Annotated in this window: 23 protein-coding genes; 4 read left to right on the forward strand and 19 right to left on the reverse strand. The window is 42.1% G+C overall.

Annotated elements, in window-relative coordinates; all coding sequences use genetic code 11:
• Positions 1-120 precede the first annotated feature (120 nt).
• The 10 genes from sat to ABD006_RS04210 all read right to left on the reverse strand — a co-directional run bounded on the left by sat (position 121) and on the right by ABD006_RS04210 (position 7,461).
• Complete coding sequence (sat, locus tag ABD006_RS04165) at positions 121-1,275, reverse strand: sulfate adenylyltransferase (protein ID WP_425542183.1); 1,155 nt, start codon at positions 1,273-1,275, stop codon at positions 121-123.
• Between the two features lie 187 nt (positions 1,276-1,462).
• Entirely contained in the window at positions 1,463-2,176 is a 714-nt protein-coding gene (locus ABD006_RS04170) for a metallophosphoesterase family protein (protein WP_343837941.1), read from the reverse strand.
• Positions 2,177-2,310: 134 nt separating this feature from the next.
• Positions 2,311-2,694 (reverse strand): ribonuclease HI family protein, encoded by a 384-nt coding sequence (locus tag ABD006_RS04175; protein ID WP_343837944.1) that lies wholly within the window; start codon positions 2,692-2,694, stop codon positions 2,311-2,313.
• A gap of 121 nt (positions 2,695-2,815) precedes the next feature.
• Positions 2,816-3,049: a hypothetical protein gene (locus tag ABD006_RS04180; RefSeq protein WP_343837947.1), complete on the reverse strand. Its 234-nt coding sequence runs from the start codon at positions 3,047-3,049 to the stop codon at positions 2,816-2,818.
• A 139-nt stretch (positions 3,050-3,188) separates the two neighbouring features.
• Positions 3,189-3,311, reverse strand: a complete 123-nt coding sequence (locus tag ABD006_RS04185) for a hypothetical protein (protein ID WP_343837949.1) — start codon at positions 3,309-3,311, stop codon at positions 3,189-3,191.
• 222 nt (positions 3,312-3,533) lie between these two features.
• Positions 3,534-4,331 carry a 3'(2'),5'-bisphosphate nucleotidase CysQ gene (gene cysQ / locus ABD006_RS04190; RefSeq protein ID WP_343837952.1) on the reverse strand — a complete coding sequence of 266 codons (798 nt, stop codon included), beginning with the start codon at positions 4,329-4,331 and terminating at the stop codon, positions 3,534-3,536.
• 80 nt (positions 4,332-4,411) lie between these two features.
• Entirely contained in the window at positions 4,412-4,999 is a 588-nt protein-coding gene (gene cysC, locus ABD006_RS04195; RefSeq protein ID WP_343837954.1) for an adenylyl-sulfate kinase, read from the reverse strand.
• Between the two features lie 13 nt (positions 5,000-5,012).
• The gene (locus ABD006_RS04200; RefSeq protein ID WP_343837956.1) at positions 5,013-6,791 is read right to left on the reverse strand and encodes an SLC13 family permease; all 1,779 of its coding nucleotides are present in this window, start codon (positions 6,789-6,791) and stop codon (positions 5,013-5,015) included.
• A 268-nt stretch (positions 6,792-7,059) separates the two neighbouring features.
• Positions 7,060-7,281, reverse strand: a complete 222-nt coding sequence (locus tag ABD006_RS04205) for a Spo0E family sporulation regulatory protein-aspartic acid phosphatase (RefSeq protein ID WP_343837959.1) — start codon at positions 7,279-7,281, stop codon at positions 7,060-7,062.
• A 45-nt stretch (positions 7,282-7,326) separates the two neighbouring features.
• Positions 7,327-7,461 (reverse strand): hypothetical protein, encoded by a 135-nt coding sequence (locus ABD006_RS04210; RefSeq protein WP_343837962.1) that lies wholly within the window; start codon positions 7,459-7,461, stop codon positions 7,327-7,329.
• A gap of 380 nt (positions 7,462-7,841) precedes the next feature.
• Here ABD006_RS04210 and ABD006_RS04215 point away from each other — a divergent pair, with 380 nt between their 5' ends.
• The 4 genes from ABD006_RS04215 (at position 7,842) to ABD006_RS04230 (ending at position 12,569) form a co-directional block, all read left to right on the forward strand.
• On the forward strand, positions 7,842-8,639 hold the full coding sequence (locus ABD006_RS04215) for a DeoR/GlpR family DNA-binding transcription regulator (protein ID WP_343837964.1): 798 nt from the start codon (positions 7,842-7,844) through the stop codon (positions 8,637-8,639).
• On the forward strand, positions 8,614-9,909 hold the full coding sequence (locus ABD006_RS04220) for a four-carbon acid sugar kinase family protein (RefSeq protein ID WP_343837967.1): 1,296 nt from the start codon (positions 8,614-8,616) through the stop codon (positions 9,907-9,909). Before ABD006_RS04215 ends, ABD006_RS04220 begins: the two co-directional genes overlap by 26 nt.
• Positions 9,910-10,053: 144 nt before the next feature.
• Entirely contained in the window at positions 10,054-11,076 is a 1,023-nt protein-coding gene (gene pdxA / locus ABD006_RS04225) for a 4-hydroxythreonine-4-phosphate dehydrogenase PdxA (protein WP_343837969.1), read from the forward strand.
• Between the two features lie 113 nt (positions 11,077-11,189).
• Positions 11,190-12,569 (forward strand): GntP family permease, encoded by a 1,380-nt coding sequence (locus tag ABD006_RS04230; RefSeq protein WP_343837972.1) that lies wholly within the window; start codon positions 11,190-11,192, stop codon positions 12,567-12,569.
• Between the two features lie 183 nt (positions 12,570-12,752).
• Here ABD006_RS04230 and ABD006_RS04235 read toward each other — a convergent pair whose 3' ends face one another.
• The 9 genes from ABD006_RS04235 to ABD006_RS04275 all read right to left on the reverse strand — a co-directional run bounded on the left by ABD006_RS04235 (position 12,753) and on the right by ABD006_RS04275 (position 22,274).
• On the reverse strand, positions 12,753-13,511 hold the full coding sequence (locus ABD006_RS04235; protein WP_343837974.1) for an IclR family transcriptional regulator: 759 nt from the start codon (positions 13,509-13,511) through the stop codon (positions 12,753-12,755).
• 36 nt (positions 13,512-13,547) lie between these two features.
• Positions 13,548-14,699, reverse strand: a complete 1,152-nt coding sequence (locus tag ABD006_RS04240) for a hypothetical protein (protein ID WP_343837976.1) — start codon at positions 14,697-14,699, stop codon at positions 13,548-13,550.
• Between the two features lie 239 nt (positions 14,700-14,938).
• Positions 14,939-15,184: an isocitrate/isopropylmalate family dehydrogenase gene (locus ABD006_RS04245; RefSeq protein ID WP_343837978.1), complete on the reverse strand. Its 246-nt coding sequence runs from the start codon at positions 15,182-15,184 to the stop codon at positions 14,939-14,941.
• Positions 15,185-15,252: 68 nt separating this feature from the next.
• Positions 15,253-16,446, reverse strand: a complete 1,194-nt coding sequence (locus tag ABD006_RS04250) for a thiolase family protein (protein ID WP_343837980.1) — start codon at positions 16,444-16,446, stop codon at positions 15,253-15,255.
• Position 16,447: 1 nt separating this feature from the next.
• The gene (locus ABD006_RS04255) at positions 16,448-17,608 is read right to left on the reverse strand and encodes an acyl-CoA dehydrogenase family protein (RefSeq protein WP_343837982.1); all 1,161 of its coding nucleotides are present in this window, start codon (positions 17,606-17,608) and stop codon (positions 16,448-16,450) included.
• An 18-nt stretch (positions 17,609-17,626) separates the two neighbouring features.
• A complete protein-coding gene (locus tag ABD006_RS04260; RefSeq protein WP_343837985.1) occupies positions 17,627-18,409 on the reverse strand; it encodes an enoyl-CoA hydratase/isomerase family protein in 783 nt (260 codons plus the stop codon).
• 15 nt (positions 18,410-18,424) lie between these two features.
• On the reverse strand, positions 18,425-19,270 hold the full coding sequence (locus ABD006_RS04265; RefSeq protein ID WP_343837987.1) for a 3-hydroxyacyl-CoA dehydrogenase: 846 nt from the start codon (positions 19,268-19,270) through the stop codon (positions 18,425-18,427).
• Positions 19,267-21,234: a TRAP transporter permease gene (locus ABD006_RS04270; RefSeq protein ID WP_343837989.1), complete on the reverse strand. Its 1,968-nt coding sequence runs from the start codon at positions 21,232-21,234 to the stop codon at positions 19,267-19,269. The genes ABD006_RS04265 and ABD006_RS04270 overlap by 4 nt, the downstream gene beginning before the upstream one ends.
• Positions 21,235-21,266: 32 nt before the next feature.
• Positions 21,267-22,274: a TAXI family TRAP transporter solute-binding subunit gene (locus ABD006_RS04275; protein WP_343837991.1), complete on the reverse strand. Its 1,008-nt coding sequence runs from the start codon at positions 22,272-22,274 to the stop codon at positions 21,267-21,269.
• Positions 22,275-22,279: the final 5 nt, after the last annotated feature.

Here is a 22,279-nt window from a genome sequence, read left to right on the forward strand (position 1 = left end):
TCGCTCTTTAACGATAAAAGCACGGGGTTACAGCCACTATAACAGCCCGAACAGAAATATACCCCAATTGCCGGAGTCGATCCTACAATTGGGGTAATACGTTTCAACCTTTTTAATCCTTTAATTTTCCTGCATTCCTTTAATCAATACCGCTGCCACCTCAGGACGGGAGAATTCCTTTGGCGGTTTCTCTCCGTTGCGCAACAGACCGCGAACTTTTGTACCACTTAAATGCACATGGTTTTCTTTGTCGTGCGGGCAAGTTTTCGCTGTTGCCATGTTTTCGCATTTTGTGCAATAGAAGGCATGTTCAAATTTAAAAATGGTAATGCCAAGCTCATCTTCAAACTGATTGATAAACTCCTGTGCTTCATAGGTGCCATAATAATCGCCTACACCAGCGTGATCACGGCCGACAATGAAGTGGGTACAGCCATAGTTTTTACGAACAATGGCATGCAAAATGGCTTCCTTTGGTCCGGCATAGCGCATCGCTGCAGGATAAATGACCAGGCGTGTACGATCTTCAGGGTAGTAATTTTTCAAAATCACCTGATAGCTTTCCATACGCACATCCGCCGGAATATCATCAGATTTTGTTTCACCCACAAGTGGATTTAAGAGAAGACCATCGACAGCTTCAAGCGCGCATTTTTGAATATATTCATGGGCTCTGTGTACAGGGTTACGGGTCTGGAAGCCAACAATGGTTTTCCAGCCAAGATCCGCAAACATCTGCCGGGTTTCACTTGGATCCATATAAAAGTCAGTGAAATCTCCATGATCAGGACGGTTTAACAGCGTAATCGGACCACCCAAATACACATCGCCGCCGCGTTCGTACAGCTTTTTCACTCCTGCATGCTCTTCGTCGGTTGTGCCATAAACGTTCTCGGCCTCAAGCTTTTTATCATATGTATATTTTTCTTCTAATTGAAGGGTTCCATAAATAACGCCGTCTTCCCCTTTTAGCGCAATTTCCTCCCCAACCTGGTACTGATCGGCCTCATCGTTTGCTACAGACAGCGTAATCGGAATACTCCATACAGTACCATCAGCAAGACGGGTATTTTGAACGACGCTCTCATAATCAGCCTGTCCCATAAATCCTGTTAATGGACTAAAACCGCCAATTCCAATCAATTCAAGGTCAGAAATGGCCCATGCGGACAGGGTTAAGGTTTTGAGGTTCTTCGCTTTTTCAAGAGCAGCTTCCTTTTCATTGCCCTGAAGCTCCCGGTTAATAAGCGTGCCACCATGTGCTTCAATAGCCATATTTGAAATACCTCCAATTTTGTCATTGTTTATCATTTATTATCGTATCATTATTGCGGTGCCTGTCACCACCCGGATTTTGTCGAATAATATTTAAGTTTGCTGCTGTCCAAAGTAAAGGCGTACCTATGATCCATAGATACGCCTGAATAGATGATTTGCAAGGATTGATGCATGTTAGTGCCTTCTATTTGGCTAGCACCTGTTTTAAAAAATCAGGATTGGGGTAAGCGACTTCTTCTGCCTTCCGAATCACCTGACTTGTATCGTACTTTACACGCTGAATACCGACTTTAAAATGCTCCCCCTCTCCTTCAGCCATCAAATAGGATGCATGATTCATGCCATCGAACGGAAGGCCCACACTTCCCAGATTGGCAACTGTCTTGCCATTTATGTAGCGAACATAGGGGAGGTGAATGTGACCATAAAGATAAATGTCGGCTGATGCTTCCTTCATAAGTTTGCTTTCCACTATTTCATCAGCTTCAGTAGGCTTTACGATGTCAAAAAGACTATTGGGGGTGGCGTGAAAGACATGAATTTTTATCTGGGCCGTTAAATCAATGGTTGCCTCTGCCGGCAAGCCCTTAAGATAATCAATATCTTCATTCGAAAGCCGGTCTGCGGTCCATTTCTGCTCCGTTCTCATCATATCCAGCGCCTGGTCAGGTACCTCTCCCTCACGAATGCCGCGAACCACCCATTCATCCGCATTTCCCTTCACAACTGTGGGATTCAGCGATTGAATGAGCTCCAGTGAACGTTCAGGCTCAGGACCGCGGTAGCAAAGGTCACCAAGAACCACAATTTGATCTGCATTTTTGGATTGGATATCCTTTAAAACAGCCTCTACTGCCGTTGCGTTTCCGTGGATGTCTGAGATAAAAGCGATTTTCATGATTGGACCTCCTTTAATATTCGAGTATAACGCTATAATAGCATACCGAATTTTGGATTCTAAAAAAGGAGGAATCCAAGCCCTATCACCGCAACGATTATTCGACAAAATCCGGGTGGTGACAGGCACCAACTTTAGATCGCCTTTCGTGCCAGTTCATCCGCGTGCTTATTTTGCTTTTCCGGAATCCATTTGATGAAAAAGAAAGGGAAAGGATCCGCTTTTTCTCTGATTTCATTTAACAGTGGCTGGAAGACATTGTTTTTCGTAAAATCCGCTTCAATGACATCCACGACGATTTTGGAATCGGATCGAAAGGATAAAATTTCATCAGGGAATTGCTCCCTGCAGATCTCCAGTGCTTTAATCACAGCGATAAACTCTGCTTCATGATTGGAGAGCGTGGTATCCAGTGAAAAGGAATACTCATACTTATTCCCTTGGGCTTTTATGTAAATTCCAACTCCGGCAGGTCCTGGATTGCCCCTTGCTGCACCGTCTGTGTAAACCTCTATCAAATGGCAACGCTCCTTTACGCTCGCTTGTGAAACATTTTGTGAAACAAGATTTTTCGGGTGGTGACAGGCACCTATGCTACTGCAGGCACCCGGGTGCAGCGGGATTGTCTGCAGACCTACTCTACAGTTTCCCGAGCTTCCTGCAATAACGCTCTTCATCAAATGGTGTTTGCTGTTTCATTACATCATACATTTCTTCTACTAAAACGGTGCCGATTTTTTCCTTTGCTTCCTGTTCTGTATAGCCAGCATTGATTAATCTGTCGAGGTTGGTCTTCGTACACTTTGGCTCATCCATTTGAAGCTGGTTATCGATCACTTCAATTAATTTATTTTTCATCCGTTCGTTTGGCATTTTGCTTCCTCCACGTATATTTTTCCAACATATTTTATCAGCTACAGAGACTGATTACAACTTTAGGACACAGAGGAGTCCCTCTATCCAGTCACGATATTATAATGCTGTATAATTTAGAATGCAAAAGGATGACACCTTAAAAATAAGGGACGCGAGAATCAGACCAGTTATCCTCACGCCCCTTCCAGTTCACGTATTCTCTCTTTAAGTAATCGAATCCAATCCAATAAGCTAAATCATCAGCGGTTTCTTCTGCCACCGTAAATTTGGTTAAGCGGATAATCACCTGCTGCAGTTCATTTTGCTTCCCCTGTTACACAGTAATAATTCAACTCTGGACCTGCTGTAGGAAATCGTCCCAATTCCCCTTATAATCGATAACTTCCTGCCTATCCGGATAAAAGTTACGTTTTCAGCTCAGGAAGCCTCTGTTCAGTATAGCACAATATTTTTCGACAAAATTCGGGTGGTGACAGGCACCTTATCGGGTTACCAAAAACCAGCCATTCCGCAAGTTTTCCCGATTATAATAAAATCTTTCCTGATCCTCATGTCTAAGTACAGTTCCACCTGAGGCTTCCACAATCGCCTGTCCGGCACCTGTGTCCCATTCCATCGTCGGTGCATAACGGGGGTAATAATCGGCTTTTCCTTCTGCTACCAGACAAAACTTCAGTGAGCTTCCTGCTGAAACGACATCTACTTGCTGTCCGCCCTTTTTAAGCTCGTCAATAAACGCTTGTGTGTCATCAGACATGTGGGAGCGACTGGCGACTACGTTAATCACATCAGATTCCTTCACATTTGGCAGCTGTTCACTTTGTTCCACTAGATCTGTCTCATTCTCCGCTTTGCTTTCAGAGGCCTCTTCCAGTTTGAAAGCACCCAAACCTTCTTTTCCAAAATAGAAAGTGTCCAGTGCCGGCGCGTAAATCACACCCATTGTTGGGTAACTTCCTTCGATCAATGCGATGTTAACTGTAAATTCTCCGTTTTTCTTAATAAATTCCTTCGTACCATCAAGAGGATCAACCAGCCAGAATTTATCCCAATCAGAGCGTTCATCGTATGGGATTTCGGCTCCTTCTTCACTGAGTACAGGAATTTCCGGATAGGCAACCTTCAGCTCCTTCATAATCGTTTCATGGGAACGCTTATCAGCAATTGTTAGTGGAGAATGGTCGTCCTTGTGCTCCACATCAAATTCCTCCTGATAAACCTCCATAATTTCCTTTCCAGCCTTTAATGTAATATCCATCAACCTTACTAAATCAGCCATAGATCTCATAATCCTTTCATTCGACATTTTCCGGGTGGTGCCTGTCACCTATTCGACAAAATTCGGGCGGTGACAGGCACCTACCCGATGAAATACTCCACAATCTGCTGCACGGATTCTTCAAGGGTTTGTTTATCGGTATCCACGGTGATTTCCGGGTTCACTGGTTCTTCGTATGGGGCGTCGATTCCGGTAAAACCTTTAATTTCCCCGGCACGTGCCTTCTTATACAGCCCTTTAGGGTCACGGGATTCACAGGTTTCCACGCTTGCTTTAACAAACACTTCAATAAATTCCCTGTCCCCCAGAAGCTCACGAATGTTGTCGCGGTCCTCACGGTATGGAGAGATAAAAGCAGTAAGAGTTACCAGGCCTGCATCCACCATTAATTTGGAAACCTCACCAATACGGCGAATGTTCTCTTTACGGTCGTCCGGGCTGAAGCCTAAATTTTTATTCAAACCGTGACGAACATTGTCCCCATCCAGACGATAGGTATGAATCCCCCGGGCATGGAGCTCTTTTTCAACCTCAACAGAAATGGTTGACTTCCCGGAGCCTGACAAACCGGTAAACCATAAAACAGCTCCCTTGTGTCCATTTAATTTTTCCCGGTCTGCTTTCGTTACTTTTGATTCATGCCATACAATATTTTCTGATTTTCCCATATTTAATACCCTCCTAGAACCAAATAAAGTTTACAATCATAACTGTAATCACCATGACAATCATACTTAAGGGAGCTCCGACTTTTACATAGTCCGTAAATGTATACCCTCCCGGACCATAGACAATAAGGTTAGTCTGGTAGCCAATCGGGGTCATAAAGCTTGACGATGCCGCGATAGCAATGAGTACCGCAAAGCCCATCGGATTCACCTGGAGATTTGCTGCCATTTCCAGACCTATAGGCAGCATAAGAACAGCTGCCGCGCTATTCGTAATCAGCTCTGTAAACACATTCGTTAAAAGATACATTAAAAATAATACCGCCAGTAACCCCAACGGCTGTCCAACGGCAAGAATGCCCTCTGCAATCCATTCCGCGAGCCCCGTTTTCGTCATGGCTACACCAATTCCAAAGGAGCTAGCAATCAGCAATAAAACATTAAACTGTACATTTCGCTTCGCTTCCTCCGGGGTTATGATTCGCATACCAAACAAGATGAGCACTGCCAATGCCATCGCCTTAAACATCGACAGCCATCCGAGTGTAACCGTCAGAATCATGACGATTAAGAGTCCTATGGAGAACCAGCCGTTTTTGGGATCTGCGTTTAAGGATTTAGGTGCATCAAGGGAGGAGACCACATAAAAATCATTCGATTGCCGGTAATTTTCTATAAAATCAGGTCCAGCCAGTAAGAGGAGTGTATCCCCGGGTCGCAGCACAATATCCCCAATTTTACTATGGATTCGTTCGTTATTTCGATGAACAGCGATAACCCCTGCATCATACTTTGAACGGAATTTTGACTCTTTAATCGACTTTGATAATAGGGCTGATTGATGGGAAACAACTGCCTCTACCAGCTGCGAGGTTCCATTCCGCAAATCCTCAAGTTCAATATTGGTCCCTGTTTCCACATATAACCCTTTCATCCGCTGCAAATCCGCAAGTGTCGTTATGAGCCCTGCAAAAATAAGACGGTCACCTATCTGAATCGTTGAAGTGGAGCGCACAGGAGAAATCCGGTCATGGTCCCGGATAATTTCAATCAAATACAGACCCTTCAAATCACGAAGTCCTGCTTCCTGCACACTCTTGTTCACATGAGGAAAATCAGAGCCAACGACCATTTCGCCAATATATTCCCTTGATTCCTCTTTGATCTGCTGTTGAAAGCCTTTGTTTTCAGGAAGGATTTTATAGCCAATAGAGAATAGATAAGCAATCCCGGCAATCGTGATAGGCAGACCAACCACGGCCAGCTGATAGAAGGAAAACCCTTCAAGACCATAATCAAGCAGCATCCCGTGGACGACCAGATTTGTAGAGGTCCCCATTAAAGTCATTGTCCCCCCCAAAATGGTGGCATAGGATAGGGGTATTAAAAACTTCGATGGTGCAATCCCATGATCCTCACACCATTTTTTTATGAGGGGCGTAAAGGTAACGACAATCGGGGTATTATTCAGGAAAGCGGAAAACAGTGAGGAAGGAATCAGAAAACGAAACATCGAGCCAATCCTTGTTTTCCCCATGTCCAGCCAGCTGCTCATGGCCCGGTCCACGATGCCGCTCTTTTGAACCGCACCCGCTACAATAAATAACAAGGCAATGGTCAGCATTCCCTCGTTGGAAAAGCCCTGCAGTGCCTCATCAGGTGTTAAAATACCAGTGATTAATAAAGTTGTAAGCGCTGAAAAAACAACCATGTCAGGACGCGCCACCTCAAAAAGCAGCCCACCCAGCATAGCAATAATGATAATAAGCACAAACATCATTTCAAAAGACATAGCAAATGCCCCTTATGAGACAAAAAGTAAGTTAACCGTCCCAATTTCATATGTATCTAGTATTCTATCATGGGATTGGTGCCTGTCACTACCCGGATTTTGTCGAAATGTTTCTGGTGTTGATCTTTATCAGCAATAGATTATAACAGCGTCTTTTAAATAAAAAATCAACCAGCCCCTCCCTTTAACAGGATTGAGCTGGTTGTTTAAAATTGTATAGCTATATAGTATTAATGCAACACCTTTACAAAGAAGCCTTTTCAGCGGATTACTGAGCTTCCTTTTCCAGACGCTCTTTACCTTTCCATGTTTGCTCACTTATTTTTTCATTTTGGCTTATATGTCGATGGTGAAGGTTAAGGTAGTAATCCAGGGCCTGACTGGCATTGATTGTATCCTGGTGGTTCATCCCCTTTTCTTTCGCGGTCTGAATCATCCATTGGCGTTTCTCTTGAATTAATTCCAGCAACTTTTCATTAAAATCAGCCATATTTCCACTCCTATCACGTAAAGTGAAACGTCAATAAGTGAGAGTTTAAGCGTCCAGCGCATTGTTGCATTGTTCCATCAAGGTGTTCATCCTGTTCGTTAGTATTCCCGCCTGATTCTTATATGAAACAGACGATTCAATTGTCGTTACTTCATCTTCGTTTTCCTCAAAGATTGACATTATGTCCGTAGTCTGAAATCCTTACTTTTATAGTAGTCATATTTTAGGTGATTATTTGTTTCTCACCCCTATAATACTAGAAATGTCGATAAAAACAAGTAAAAATACCTAATTTTTCGATATTTTTATAGGTGTACCCTCCTTCCTTTGTACTACAAAAATAGTAAGAAGCCTATAATTGGGCTATATAAACAGGTATTATCATCCGACAAAATTCGGGTGGTGACAGGCACCTTCCCCTAGAAGACAGTCATGAGATACAAAAACCATTTCCACTACTCTTTGTTCATTTCTATCATTTTAGACAAAAAATTCTTGACTATTTTGTTCATTTGAAACATAATTAGCACATAAGATGTTAATTACAAACAGGTGATGATATGTATTCGAAGGAAAAGCGAAGACAACTAATTCTTGAACGATTAGCAGAGGTAGAAAAAATAGACATTGAAAAGCTTGCTGAAGAGCTTGATGTTTCCACAATGACAATCAGACGGGACTTATCCTATCTCGAGGAGCAGGAAGAAGTCATCCGAACCCACGGAGGCGCGGTATTAAATAAACCATTGATTAATGAGTCCCCTTTTCAGTTGAAAGAAGGCAAGCATTCTCAGCAGAAAAAGCATATTGCTCAAAAAGCAATCCAGCTTATTCCTGATCAGGCTACGATTCTATTGGATTCAGGGACAACGACTTTAGAGATTGCCAGATTGATGAAAAATCGATCTGACGTAACCATCGTAACCAATGATATTAAGATTGCTGCTGAGCTAATGGACAGTGAGGTAAAGGTGATTATAACCGGTGGAGAACTTCAGAATCGTATCGGAGCGTTATTTGGAAATGTAACCGAAAACATTTTACGTGAAATCCATGTTGACCTCTTTTTCCTTGGGGCTCATGCCATTGATATAAATGCCGGAATAACAGCTCCCGGTTTTGAAAAGGCTTCCATTAAGAAGCTGATGATTGAAGCAGCTGATCAAGTCTGGCTTGTTTCAGATTCCAGTAAATTTAAACAAAAATCTTTCACAAAGGTTTGCAGTCTCTCTGAATTGGATGGAATCATTACCGATCAGACCATCGATAAAGAATATGAATCATTATTAAAAGAGCATTTAAACGTCATGAAAGCAAATGGGGGAAACGATCATGAAAGTTGGAGTCATAGCAGATGATTTAACTGGAGCTAATGGTACAGGTGTACGTTTATCAACTCAAGGATTCAGCTCTGCAACAATGATGTTTTACAATGAACCGACCTTTAATGGCAAGTATGATGCCATTTGTGTAGATACAGACAGCCGATATGCAGCAAGAGAGACATCAACCATGCGTGTGAAGACGGTAACAAATCATTTCAAAAACTGGGGTGCTGATATTGTTTGTAAACGCATTGACAGCACCATCAGAGGAACCAACATCGGTTCCGAACTCGAAACTCTTCTCACAGAACTAGGTGAGGATTCCGTGGCTGTTGTCGTTTCTTCCTTTCCGGATACCGGCAGAATCACATCAGGAGGCTACCTGTTAATTGATGGGATCCCTGTCCAGGAAACTGATGTAGCCAAGGATCCCGTTGCCCCTCTTCTCAAATCGTATGTACCGGATATTTTACAGAAAGACAATCCATATCCTGTTACACACATTGGACTTGAAACCGTTTTAGAAGGGAAATACGCACTGGAGGCAGCACTCAGAAAACAAATCAAGGAAGGAAACCGGGTTATTGTTGTTGATGCAGTTACAGAGGACGAAATTGAAAGAATCGCACAGACCATGGCACGCATTAAAGAATACCAGCTGGTTCCGGTTGATCCAGGTCCTTTAACGGCAGAATACGCCCGAGCTTACAGCCAGAACTATGAGGCCAGTCAGAAAATTCTTGTAACCGTGGGCAGTGTTACGTCCATTAGTAAAAAGCAATTGCATTATTTAACCGATGGGATGAACGCTGATCCCGTCTACGCGAATGTCGAAAAGCTCGCTACCACTTCCGATGAATCCTGGGATGAGGAAGTGAATCGTGTAACAAATTTAGCCTTACAGAAAATTGAAAAGCAGGATCTTTTAGTCATCACCACCAATGCTCCTGATTCAAAAAAGATTGACTTAAAAGCAAAAGCCAAGGAAGCGGGAGTATCTAAAGATTTTCTGGCCAAACGTATTGCAGATGGTTTAGGTAAAATCACCCGAATGGTTATGGAAAAAACCACCCACGAAATTGGGGGAGTATTCTCAAGCGGTGGTGATATAACTGCATCGATTTGCTCGCTAAGCCGGGCGGATGGAATCAAATTAGAAGATGAAGTTCTTCCGCTTGTCGCTTATGGAACCCTCATTGGAGGCCACTTTGATGGACTCCCGATCATCACGAAAGGTGGGATGATTGGAAATAAAAAGGCAATGTACACATGCATTAAGTTTTTGTTATCCAAATGCCATTAAAAGCACTAGTGCTGAAGCGCCCGTTTGCTAGCTTAGACGCCCGGATCTGATCAGACATAGGCTAAACACAGTAAATTCAAAGACATCCTGATGAAAGTCAGGAATGGCTTATCAAGAATCAACATTCTAAAGGAGGACATACACATGAAAACAGTAGAAAAATCCATTATTGCAATTCCAATGGGAGATCCAGCCGGAATTGGTCCTGAAATCACAATGAAATCTCTGACCAAACAGAAGATTTATGATATTTGCAAGCCATTAGTCGTTGGTGATGCAAAGGTTATTGAAAAAGCCATATCTATCGTTGAGGCTGATTTAGAAATTAACGTAATCAGTTCTCCGGAAGAAGGAAAATACGAGCTGGGAACCGTGGACCTGATTGACTTGGATAATATTGATATGAATCAGTTTGAATATGGAGAAGTGTCTGCCCAGTGTGGTCAGGGTGCGTTCGAATATATCAAAACATCCGTTGACTTAGCCATGGATGGAAAGGTAAAAGCACTGGCTACCACCCCAATTAACAAAGAATCACTGAAAGCTGCAAAAGTGCCTTACATCGGACACACTGAGATGCTTGAGGATTTGGCGGGAGCAAAAGATCCACTGACCATGTTCGAGGTAAATGGAATGAGAATTTTCTTCCTGACACGCCATTTATCTCTAAAAGATGCCATTAATCAAATGACAAAAGAGCGTGTCCGTAACTACCTGAATCGCTGTGACCAGGCATTACAACGATTAGGGGTTGAAAGCAGAAAATTTGCTGTAGCCGGATTAAATCCACACAGTGGTGAAGGCGGTCTGTTCGGTATGGAGGAAGTTGAACAAATCACACCAGGCATTGAAGCAGCCCAAGAAGATAGAATTGATGTAACAGGACCTGTACCAGCGGACTCTGTGTTCTTTCAGGCTTTAAATGGAAAATATGATGCAGTATTGTCTCTCTACCATGACCAGGGACATATTGCAGCGAAAATGACGGACTTCCACCGTACTGTATCTATTACCAACAGTCTTCCATTCTTGAGAACATCCGTTGATCACGGAACCGCTTTTGATATTGCGGGTAAAAACATTGCGGAAAGCATCAGCATGGAAGAGTGTATTAAGGTTGCCGGGGAATATGCACCGCGTTTTACAGCTGAGAGTCTGACAAAATAAGTTTTTACAAAGCTATTTAGCCTAGAAGCTCTGTAACATGATAAAGGATGGTGCCTCTCATCATCCTTTATCTCTCAAATAAAATTGTAATCGCATTCAAAGGGGGAAGAGAAATGGATTCCGTATCCGGAACACAAATGATTGCCGGCTTAGTATTAGCCGTCATTGTCTTAATTTTACTTATTCTGAAGACGAAGGTGCACACATTTTTAGCACTCATCATTGCCGCATCAATCGCAGGTTTAATAGGCGGAATGGCCCCACCTGCTGTTGCAGACGCAATTTCGTCAGGATTTGGCGGAACGTTGGGATCTGTCGGTATTGTCATTGGACTTGGAGTAATGATGGGCCGCTTACTGGAAGTCTCAGGAGCTGCCGAAACCTTAGCCTATTCACTCATTCGATTTGTAGGTAAGAAAAAGGAAGAATGGGCGATGGCAATTGCCGGTTTCATTATTTCCATTCCGATTTTCGTGGACTCAGCCTTTGTTATTTTAAACCCTTTGGTCAAATCCCTTTCAAGACGAACAGGTAAATCAGTGGTTTCCATCGGGGTAGCTTTAGCAGCGGGACTTGTTGTCACACACTCATTAGTCCCACCAACCCCAGGACCTTTAGGAGTAGCCGGTATTTTTGGCGTTGATATTGGACTCGTTATTCTTTTAGGAATTTTATTCAGTATCCCACTAGTAGTTGTCGGAGTATTATACGCAAAATGGGTTGGCAAAAAAATCTATCAGCTTCCTGATGAGGAATCTGATACAGGATTCTCCCGTCCTGACAAAGAAATGGGATATCCGGAACTACTGGAGATTATGGACGAAAGATCCAAAAAGCTTCCTTCATTAGGAAGATCCATGGCACCGATTTTAATTCCGATTTTGCTTATTTTCATGAATACAACTCTATCAGCTTTAGATTTAACGGAAGGCCTTTACAGCTATATTCTATTCTTAGGACAACCAATTATAGCTGTCGGAATCGGCTTACTGCTGGCGATTTATCTACTCGTTCGGGATATCAGCCGTGATGATGCACTGAAACGCATGGAGGAAGGCGTACAGACAGCTGGTATTATCCTTCTTGTTACCGGTGCTGGTGGTGCCTTGGGTGAAGTACTTGCCCAAAGCGGTGCTGGCGATTATATCGCAAACCAGGTTGCCGAATTTCCATTACCAGCAATCCTGATTCCATTCTTTATCGCATCCTTTGTACGTGTTATCCAAGGGAGTGGAACGGTATCCATGATGACAGCCGCTTCCATCTCAGCACCAATCCTGGCTACATTAGATGTCAACATGGCACTAGCCGTAGTTGCAGCTACAATGGGTTCTCTTGTATTCTCATACTTTAACGACAGCTTCTTCTGGGTCGTAAACCGTATGCTTGGAATCACCAATGTAAAAGAACAAATGCTGGTATGGTCCGTCCCAACTACTGTCATGTGGTTTGTCGCTATGATTCTATTACTTGTAGCGAATGTGTTTATCTAGGTGCCTGTCACTACCCGAATTTTGTCGAATTCACCAATAAAAAATGGCTCCGGCGTTATTTCCCGAGCCATTTTTTTCAAATCTATGTGATAGTGTGGGGACCCTTTTGTTCTCATCCTTTGCCGACTAAGATTAATGGCTTAATCCATCAGACAGATATCGCAACACTTGGTATGGTCAACCCTAACCTCTATACCCTAACTCTCTGGAAATCTCTTCTGCAGTTTTTCGTGTTTCTTCTAAAATGATTTCCTCACGTGCTTTTGAGTAGTCGGTAATGGGAATACTGACCCCTAAAGCAGCAACTGTTTCCCCATAAAAGTCTTTTATAGGATAGGAAAAGCCCATGGTATCCCGGTAATGTTCTGCTTTACTGATTGAATATCCTCGTTGTTTAATGACATCCAATTCCTGTTTTAATTGCTCTAGATTATCTATGGTATTTTCAGTCATCTTTTCAAGCGTTATATTCTGCAGATAATCCTCACGATCCTCGTCATTCATATAGGCAAGCAGTAATTTAGGAGCTGAACCCGCATATAGAGGAGACCGGCCTCCTACATGTATGACGAGCCGTACAGGTTTCGTGCTATCCAGTTTTTCTACATAAATAGCCTCATCCCCCTCTATCACTGCCATTTGTACCAGTTCATTTAACTTTGAATTTAACTTTCTCATATACGGAAGGGCTATTTTTCGATATTCCAGCTGATCACTGACACGCTTTCCTAACTCTAATAATTTTAAGCCGAGCCGATACCTGACATCATGACTGGACCTTTTAACTTTCACTAATAATCCCGCTTCCTCCAGTGAGGTAACAAGCCTGAACACGGTAGTCTTGGGGTAGTTTGATTCCTCCACCAAATCATATAGTGTCATTTCGGATTTGTCTTTAAAACAGTCTAATAACTTTATAGCCTTTAATAAACTTTGACTCATAAACCATTCACCCTATTTATTTCATGTTTTGTTATGCTATAAAACATCTATAATATACACATATATAAAAGCACATAGAGTAACCGCAAAGAAATACTTTCCATTCCATCGATACGCAACAGTCCAGCCGTCATTTCTGACACAGTTACTTATAATGATGTTTAGTGCGTTTAATGGACTGATGGCAGATGATAACATCCACGCAAACGTACACATAAAAGCAATGGCCATCGCACTGACCTGAATATCTGTTGATAATAGTAGTGTTAATATGATAGGCACAACTATGATTTGATGCATACCAAACAACGCCATAATAGTCACTAATAAGAGGATAAGTAAAAATAAAAGGAATATAGAGATTTGTGATGACCAGACCAAAATCGCTCCAACTACATCAACAATTCTTGTGTTCACCAGCGCATTTCCAAAAAGACCCGCACTTAAAAAGATCGCAATTTCCATATTTATTCCATTTGCTACTTGCTTTTTATATGGAAGGAACACCTCTTTAATTCTCCCCCACTTTTGTCGTATGACTGCCCATACAACAGGAATAATAATACAGTTCATACAAACAAGGGTTAACATTGGCTGGTCAATGATTGCTTCCTGTAAAACTAATAACATGAGGAGACTAACAACGAAAACTAGCAGAAGAACAAAATTCTTGTTTTGATTGTCTTCTTTCAGGGAAATTTTTTCCGGAATTTCATCATCTCTTTTCCGGGGGCGCAGAATAAAAAAACCAATCAGGATTTGTATAACTGCAAATATAATTCCAATGGGCATATAGTTCAAGTAGGACATCTCCAAGGTAAACAGAACAATACCGACTGAAGCGAAAAATGGTGACCAGATAATCGAAGGGGTAAATCCACTATAATAAGCCTGCGAAAGCATTTTAGGCTGAATTTTTATATCCTTCAGAAAACCATGAACGATTCTAAGTGCACCCATATTTAAAATAGGAGCTAGACTAAGCATAAAACCGCTTGTTCCATAAAAGGTTTTTTGCTCATCGTCGTTTCTTTTTTCAAACATAGTCACAACTCCATCAATAATACCTTCCTGCCTCAAAGGTATGGATAATAATGGAGCTAAAATAATAATAGATAATAGTGCAAGATTTTGAGTGATCCCATTAAACAGATTCAAGCCTGTATAGCCTTGGAAAAAATGAATCAAAATTCCCAGCAAAAATAGACTTCCTGTTAAGATTTTTCTCTTGGGGTTTAATTTATTATAAACCATTAAGAAAACAAAAATACAAAGGACCTGTAAGACTAGATTCATTGTATCGTAGTTTAGCAATTGAGTTAAAAGATATAGGCCACTTATACTAATAATCATACAAAAACGAAACATAATCAAACCAGCTTTCCTAAATATTCCCTAAATAAACTAAGATTGTATGAAGCCTATGTTTAATAGCTAGTTAAAAGCTTAATAAATTGGTCCCCAACCTCTTCTGTTGATGCATCTCCTCCAAAATCCGGGGTTAATACCTCCCCTTCATCGATGATTTGTTTAATCGTTGAAACAATTTTTCTCCCCCATTCCTCTTCACCAAAATGGTCCATCATCTGGGCAACAGACCAGATGGCAGCCAAAGGATTAGCTAATCCCTGACCGGCAATATCAGGCGCTGATCCATGCACGGGTTCAAACATGGATGGGCTCCATCGTTTTCCCTAATAATCGTGAAGACTGGCAACTACAGGTTGCCAGTCACTTCCGTTTATTGCAAATATTCTATGATCGTTGAGATTCCCTGTCCTCCACCTATACACAGGGTAACCAGGCCGTACTTTTCGCCTCTTCTTTCCATTTCATGCAGAAGCTTTGTTGTAATTATCGCCCCGGTGGCACCAATCGGATGACCAAGGGCTATGGCACCACCATTGACATTTACTTTGTTCAGATCCATGTTTGCTTCACGGATAACCGCAATGGACTGAGCAGCAAATGCTTCATTTAATTCGATCAGCCCGATATCTTCCATTGATAGATTTGCCTGCTTTAATGCTTTTGCCGTAGACTCAACAGGTCCAATTCCCATGATGTCCGGTGATACACCACTGGTCGCCTGGGCAATAATTCTCGCCTGAGGCTTGATTCCATACTCATCCACTTTTTCCTTATTCATCATTAACAGGGCTGCTGCTCCATCATTACGTCCACTGGCATTTCCTGGTGTAACGGAACCCCCATCTTTAAATACGGCAGGAAGTGTGCTTAATTTTTCTAACGATGTCAGTCTTGGATGTTCGTCTGTATCAAATGTGAGCGTTTTTTTCCGTTCTTTTACTTCAAAGGGTACAATTTCATCTTCAAATCGGCCTGTTTTGATAGCCTGATCTGCAAGCTCCTGGCTGCGTTGAGCAAATTCATCCTGTTCTTTTCGGGAAATCTGATATTTTTCGGCCAGATTTTCTGCTGTTAGCCCCATGGTTAGCTCACCATATTCTTCTCTTGGCTGGGAGCATGGCTGACTTTCTGTATTCGGATCCACTAAAACTCCGTTGCCAGCTTTATATCCATACCTGGCATTTCGCAGGTAAAAGGGAGCTGTACTCATGCTTTCTGCTCCACCTGCAACAACGACATCAGACAAACCGAGTTTAAGTTGCATATCCGCATTATTTATAGCCTGTAATCCGGAGCCACATTGCCGGTGTACTGTATAACCAGATACACTTACAGGTAAGCCTGCACGCAATGCCGCCAGTCTTCCCAGGTTTGCCTGATCCTGACTTTGCTTAGCCTGACCCAGAATGACTTCATCCACTTCTACGTCCGCTCCATATCTATTAAGGACTTCCCGAATCACTTTTTCTCCCAGATAATCAGGAGTTACATCCTTTAATGTTCCTCCCATTTTTCCTACTGCTGTACGCACAGAACCAATAATATAGGATTCTCTTAATTCCATTTTATCCTTCCCTTCTCTTTAATTCGCGAATTAACTCCCCAGCAATGATATTTCGTTGAATTTCAGATGTACCTTCATAGATTTTGGTAATCCGAGCATCACGGTAATAGCGTTCAATTGGGTAATCCTTCATGTATCCAATGCCTCCGTGAATTTGGACAGCGAGGTCAGCTACTTTGTTATAGACTTCTGAGCCATATAATTTAGCAATCGCCGCTTCTTTTACCACACGCTGCTTTTGATCGGTCATCCATGCCACCCGGTATGTCAAGGATTTTAACGTTTCGATCTGCATACTAATATCCGCCAGCATATTCTGGATGGTTTGGATTTCCAAAATTGGTTTACCGAACTGCTCCCGCTCTTTTGCGTAGCTTAGGCAATGCTCCAGTAATTTTTCACAGGAGCCCAGGTTTCGAGCCGCTAGACCTGCACGACCATTGGCAAGTACCTTTAATGCATTTACATAGCCCTGCCCTTCTTCACCCAGTACATTTTCAGCCGGGACTTCCATATCTTCAAAAAATAATTCCGCAGAGTGAGATCCCCTAAGTCCCATTTTTTCTTCTACACTACCTAAAGAAAAACCAGGGAAATCCTTCTCAACAATAAATGAAGTAATTCCTTTGGCACCCTTTTCAGGATCTGTAACAGCCATAACAGTGAAAACATTCGCATCAACAGCATTGGTGATATAGTGTTTGGATCCGTTAATGATATATTTATCCCCTTTTTTTACAGCTGTTGTTTTTAAATTTGCAGCATTTGAGCCCGCAGATGGTTCCGTTAGGGCAAACGCGCCAATCCATTCACCTGTGGCCATTTTCGGTAAGTATTTCTGTTTTTGCTCTTCTGTTCCAAACTCGACAATACCGACTGTCCCGATTCCGGTATGTGCTCCGATCAAAGTTGTAAAACCGTTATGAGTTTTGCCAAGCTCCTCAAATACGGCACATTTATCGACCATGCCAAGGCCCAGGCCCCCATACTCTTCAGGGATACTTAGACTGAACAATCCCATTTCTTTGGACTGTTCAATGATTTTTTCCGGGATTTCATTGTTTTCTTCAATTTCCATTGCAACCGGTTCCACTTCTTCTTTTACAAATTTACGCACATTTTCACGTAAGAACTCTATTTCTTCTGATAAAGTAAAATCCATAATTGATAGCCCCTTTTCTTATTTGTTTTGGAATGATGCCGGCCTTTTTTCAATAAAGGCCTTCGTTCCTTCCTGTTTATCCTCTGTTCCAAACACAACAGCCTGCGATAATTTTTCCATCCACATTGCCGTACTCTCATCGATATCAAATCCTTTGTGAACGGCCATTTTAGCTAAGTGGATAGCAATCGGTCCTTTCTTTAAAATCTCTGTTGCTACGCCCTGGGCTTTTTCAGTCAGGCTGTCTTCTTCAGGTACATAATAGCTGGCTAACCCAATTCGTTCGGCCTCTTTTCCATCAATCATTTTTCCCGTTAAAATCATATCCAGTGCACGCCCTTTGCCAATGATCCGTGCCATTCGCTGAGTACCGCCGGCTCCCGGTATAATCCCCAGATTGAGCTCAGGTAAACCGAATTTCGCTCTGTGGCCAGCAATACGAATATCACAAGCCATGGCTAATTCACACCCACCTCCCAGGGCAAATCCCTGAACAACCGCAATGGTGGCCTTTGTTGAATTTTCAATTTTAGAATAAAGAGCCTGCATACCGGGAACAATGGCTTCCAGAGGTTCTTTTTCATGTAGTTGCTTAATATCTGCACCTGCAGCAAACGACTTTTCCCCTGCACTTTGAATTATGATTACTTTTGTATCCTGACTTTTTTCTGCTATATCCAAGGCCTGATCAATTTCTTCAAGCATGGCTGCGTCTAAAGCATTGCGTACTTCCGGACGATTAAGGGTTATCCAAAAAATACCTTCTTCTGTTTGGATATCGACATTTTGAAATTGATTCATGATTTCACCCTTCTTTTAAGAATAGTTGTAAAACCCTTTTCCTGATTTTTTACCAAGCCGACCTGCCTTCACATACTTTGTGAGGATTGGTGAAGGACGGTATTTTTCACCCAATGTTTGATGGAGATATTCCATATTGCGAAGACGGGAATCAAGGCCTACTAAATCCGCCAGTTCAAGCGGACCCATTGGGTGATTTAATCCGAGTTTCATAGCTTTATCTATATCCTCTGCACTTGCAACACCCTCCATAAACATGTTCATGGCTTCATTCCCGATCAAACAATTCATCCGGGAGGTCACAAATCCAGGGAATTCATTGACTTCAACCATTTCTTTTTGAATCTGATTGGAAATCGTTCTGACCTGATCAACAGTCTCATCTGATGTATCCAGACCACGAATCACTTCAATAAGCTTCATTTTGTGTACAGGATTAAAAAAGTGCATCGCCACAACTTTATCTGGACGGGAGGTTTGTGCACCAATCTCAGTTGGACTCATCGTTGAGGTATTCGTGGCAAGAATCGCTTCCGGCTTACAAATTTCATCAAGTTGCTGAAAAATAGAAATCTTTAAATCTATTTTTTCAAGAACAGCCTCTACGACGACATCAGCGTTTTTGGCCGCCTTTGTCAGATCTGTTTCAAAATGCAGATTCTCCAGCGCCGTATGATAAACTTCCTTTGTTAAAAATCCTTTATCACAGCTCTTTTCAAGAAGAGACTCAATGTCACGTTCAGCCTTCTCAAGGGCCTCTTCTTTAACATCATTCACAAAAACCTCATATCCGGAAATCGCAAATGCATAAGCAATCCCCTTTCCCATCACTCCTGCACCAACAACAGCGGATTGATTCATGACGACATCTCCTTTGCATTACTAGAATTACTACTAGTTAGTAAGTCCTTTCTAAATGTTTTTTGAAGAAAATAGATGCTTACCAGAACGATAACACCTATAATGTCCGAGTAAATTCCCGGGATAGTCATTCCGATGGCTCCTGCAAATAAAAGCATTCTTTCATACCAAAATGCGTGTCGAAGCACCCAGCCTTCAGCAGCGCAGGCAATGCCAATAACACCAATAATAGCTGTAATAACTGATGGAATAATCTGAGATGCAGATCCGATTAACAGAAGCTGTTCTCCATATACAAACAGGTAAGGTACGATATATGCTGTAATGCCTAATCGTACAGCAGTCATACCTGTTTTCATCGGTTCAGACCCCGCAATTCCCGCTCCGGTAAATGCGGCAAGTGCTACTGGTGGTGTAATAGCTGACAATGATGCAAAGTAAAAGACAAATAAATGAGCAGCAACCGGTGTTACACCAAGCTCTATTAATGCGGGAATGGTTAAAGGTACCTGTACAATATACGCAGCAACTGTTGGTAATCCCATGCCAAGAATGATACTTGCAATCATCGTAAATATAAGCGCAATCAGTAAGATACCGCCAGATAATTCAATAATCAGACTGCTGAACTTCAGTCCAATACCCGTTAAACCTATCATTCCTATGATTAATCCCGCTGCGGCACATGCGATAACAGTTTCCAGGGACGCCTTTGCTCCAAGGTCTAAAGCCTTCACGATTTGCTTCCCTGAAAGTCTGGTAGAAGCCTGAATAGCTGCCACTAAAATGGTGCTTATAATAGCATAAAGCCCTGCCTTCATAGGTGAACTTCCACCCACAAGCATAACGACAATGACAACCAGAGGAATCAGGAAGTGGAAACCTTTCTTAAAGATTCCCCATGTGCCTGGCAGTTCTTCCTTTTTAATACCCACCATTCTATTCCGTCTTGCACGCAGGTCTACTTGCAAAAACAGTGATAGATAATAAAGAACAGCTGGAATAATTGCAGCTACAGCCAATTCCATATACGGAACCCCTAAATACGCAGCAATAATAAATGCCGATGCTCCCATAATCGGCGGCATAATTTGGCCACCAGCTGAAGACACAGCCTCTACAGCAGCTGCAAAGTAGTTTCTATAGCCTGTTTTTTTCATCAGTGGAATTGTAAATGCACCTGTTGTGGCTGTATTCGCAACAGCACTTCCTGAAATGGTACCAAGTATGGAGCTTCCAACAATGGCTGTTTTAGCCGGGCCTCCCCGATACTGTCCCATGGCTGAGACAGACAGATTGATAAAGAAATTTCCGGCACCGGAAACCTCAAGAAATTTTCCAAATAAAACAAAAAGGAATATAAAGGTTGCAGATACACCCAGTGCTGTTCCAAACACACCATTTGTTGTATAAAATAAATGATCCATAATCCACATGGTTGTAAATTCCCGATGCCCTAATGCTCCAGTAATAAAATGGCCAAAGAATCCGTAGGCCAGAAAGATAAAAACCAGCACAACGAGCGTCTTCCCTATTACTCTTCTGGTAGCCTCAATTAACGTAAACATCGCAATAAAACCAAGAACAATTTCTAAACTTGTTAATTGCTCAATATAGCTCATACGAGATTGGATCTCCTGAGCGTTAAAGACAAAATATGAATAAGAGACGATTGATAAAATCATTAATAACCAATCGTACCAATGTAACTTCTCTTTACCTGCTTTTTTTGTTGGCCGATAGATGGCAAATACCAGAACTAAGGCAAAACCCAAATGTGCAGAACGCTGAAGTATGGACTCAAATACGCCAAACAGCCCTGTGTACAAATGGAAAATAGACATGGCAATGGCTATTATGGATATTAGTTTGCCTGCAAATCCTTTCAACGCACGCAATTTTTCATTGGTCACTTCCGTCTGGTTCTGCTGAATATCATCCAGGTCAACATGGTTTCCCGCCATATCATCCCTCCTCGGGAGAAGCTTAGAACGAGCTATTCCAATACTCCTATCTCCTTATAATATTTTTCTGCACCAGGGTGTAATTCTCCAACACTATTTTTCACCGAATACTCGGCGTTAAAGTCACTCATTACTTTAGAGATATCTTCCCAGGAATCTCTTTCTTCAATGATCATTTTTGTTAACTTATAAATGGTATCTTCACTCATCAAATTATTGTTTGCTAACAGTACAGTATATCCGGCTGTGGTTAGGACATCTTCTGACTGGTTTGGATACGTACCAGCAGGGATGGTGTGTTCAAGATACCCTTCATTTTGGGCATGAAGTGCTTCAACAGTCTCTTTTTTAAGTGGTATAAATCGAAGCCCTAATGTTGTATCTAATTCCTGATATACGGCAACAGGTGCTGACAGCATTCCTGTAATGGCATCTATGTGCCCATCCCTAAGTAAATCTGCACCATCAGATGTTCCTACATATTCAATACCTTCGAGGTCGTCATAGCTCATATCATTCAATTTAAGGATCTCCTGAAATGCAAGTTCACCACTGTAGCCTTTAATACCTGGACTAACCGTTTTACCCGCTAAATCTTCAACAGAATGTATATCTGAGTCAGCACGAACGGCAATATGAAAAACATTTGGGTACAGTGTAGCAACCGTGCTTACGTTTGTTATCGGTTCTTCAAATGCTTTCTCTCCATTCAATGCTTCTGGTACGGTCTGCCCGTTACTAAAAGCAATATGAAATTTATCCTGCCCTAAGCCAAGTAGATTAGATATAGACCCCCCTTCTACAATGGTTGTAGATGAGTCAGGGAATAGATCATTCATTTTGTCTGACATTGCACCTGATAATGTATACCAAAACCCCCCTTGGGTAGCTGAACCAAACGTCATTTCACCAGGGACTCCACCAGCTGTATTGTCCCCTTGCCCGTTATTATTTGAACCTGCCCCTCCTGATGAGGAACAGCCTATTAAAATTCCTGCCATAAAAATAGTAGCTGACAGTAACCAAATCACTTTTTTCATATTGA

Origin of the sequence: Salinibacillus aidingensis, from assembly GCF_039522525.1 — a bacterium.
Classification (GTDB): Bacteria; Bacillota; Bacilli; order Bacillales; family Alkalibacillaceae; genus Salinibacillus; species Salinibacillus aidingensis.

What these genes read in the sequence shown, in the direction of transcription:
- sat (WP_425542183.1), bottom strand. Translation starts at nt 1,275, where the DNA reads ATGGCTATTGAAGCACATGGTGGCACGCTTATTAACCGGGAGCTTCAG.
- ABD006_RS04170 (WP_343837941.1), bottom strand. Translation starts at nt 2,176, where the DNA reads ATGAAAATCGCTTTTATCTCAGACATCCACGGAAACGCAACGGCAGTA.
- ABD006_RS04180 (WP_343837947.1), bottom strand. Translation starts at nt 3,049, where the DNA reads ATGCCAAACGAACGGATGAAAAATAAATTAATTGAAGTGATCGATAAC.
- cysQ (WP_343837952.1), bottom strand. Translation starts at nt 4,331, where the DNA reads ATGGCTGATTTAGTAAGGTTGATGGATATTACATTAAAGGCTGGAAAG.
- cysC (WP_343837954.1), bottom strand. Translation starts at nt 4,999, where the DNA reads ATGGGAAAATCAGAAAATATTGTATGGCATGAATCAAAAGTAACGAAA.
- ABD006_RS04200 (WP_343837956.1), bottom strand. Translation starts at nt 6,791, where the DNA reads ATGTCTTTTGAAATGATGTTTGTGCTTATTATCATTATTGCTATGCTG.
- ABD006_RS04205 (WP_343837959.1), bottom strand. Translation starts at nt 7,281, where the DNA reads ATGGCTGATTTTAATGAAAAGTTGCTGGAATTAATTCAAGAGAAACGC.
- ABD006_RS04210 (WP_343837962.1), bottom strand. Translation starts at nt 7,461, where the DNA reads ATGTCAATCTTTGAGGAAAACGAAGATGAAGTAACGACAATTGAATCG.
- ABD006_RS04215 (WP_343837964.1), top strand. Translation starts at nt 7,842, where the DNA reads ATGTATTCGAAGGAAAAGCGAAGACAACTAATTCTTGAACGATTAGCA.
- ABD006_RS04220 (WP_343837967.1), top strand. Translation starts at nt 8,614, where the DNA reads ATGAAAGTTGGAGTCATAGCAGATGATTTAACTGGAGCTAATGGTACA.
- pdxA (WP_343837969.1), top strand. Translation starts at nt 10,054, where the DNA reads ATGAAAACAGTAGAAAAATCCATTATTGCAATTCCAATGGGAGATCCA.
- ABD006_RS04230 (WP_343837972.1), top strand. Translation starts at nt 11,190, where the DNA reads ATGGATTCCGTATCCGGAACACAAATGATTGCCGGCTTAGTATTAGCC.
- ABD006_RS04235 (WP_343837974.1), bottom strand. Translation starts at nt 13,511, where the DNA reads ATGAGTCAAAGTTTATTAAAGGCTATAAAGTTATTAGACTGTTTTAAA.
- ABD006_RS04245 (WP_343837978.1), bottom strand. Translation starts at nt 15,184, where the DNA reads ATGTTTGAACCCGTGCATGGATCAGCGCCTGATATTGCCGGTCAGGGA.
- ABD006_RS04250 (WP_343837980.1), bottom strand. Translation starts at nt 16,446, where the DNA reads ATGGAATTAAGAGAATCCTATATTATTGGTTCTGTGCGTACAGCAGTA.
- ABD006_RS04255 (WP_343837982.1), bottom strand. Translation starts at nt 17,608, where the DNA reads ATGGATTTTACTTTATCAGAAGAAATAGAGTTCTTACGTGAAAATGTG.
- ABD006_RS04260 (WP_343837985.1), bottom strand. Translation starts at nt 18,409, where the DNA reads ATGAATCAATTTCAAAATGTCGATATCCAAACAGAAGAAGGTATTTTT.
- ABD006_RS04265 (WP_343837987.1), bottom strand. Translation starts at nt 19,270, where the DNA reads ATGAATCAATCCGCTGTTGTTGGTGCAGGAGTGATGGGAAAGGGGATT.
- ABD006_RS04270 (WP_343837989.1), bottom strand. Translation starts at nt 21,234, where the DNA reads ATGGCGGGAAACCATGTTGACCTGGATGATATTCAGCAGAACCAGACG.
- ABD006_RS04275 (WP_343837991.1), bottom strand. Translation starts at nt 22,274, where the DNA reads ATGAAAAAAGTGATTTGGTTACTGTCAGCTACTATTTTTATGGCAGGA.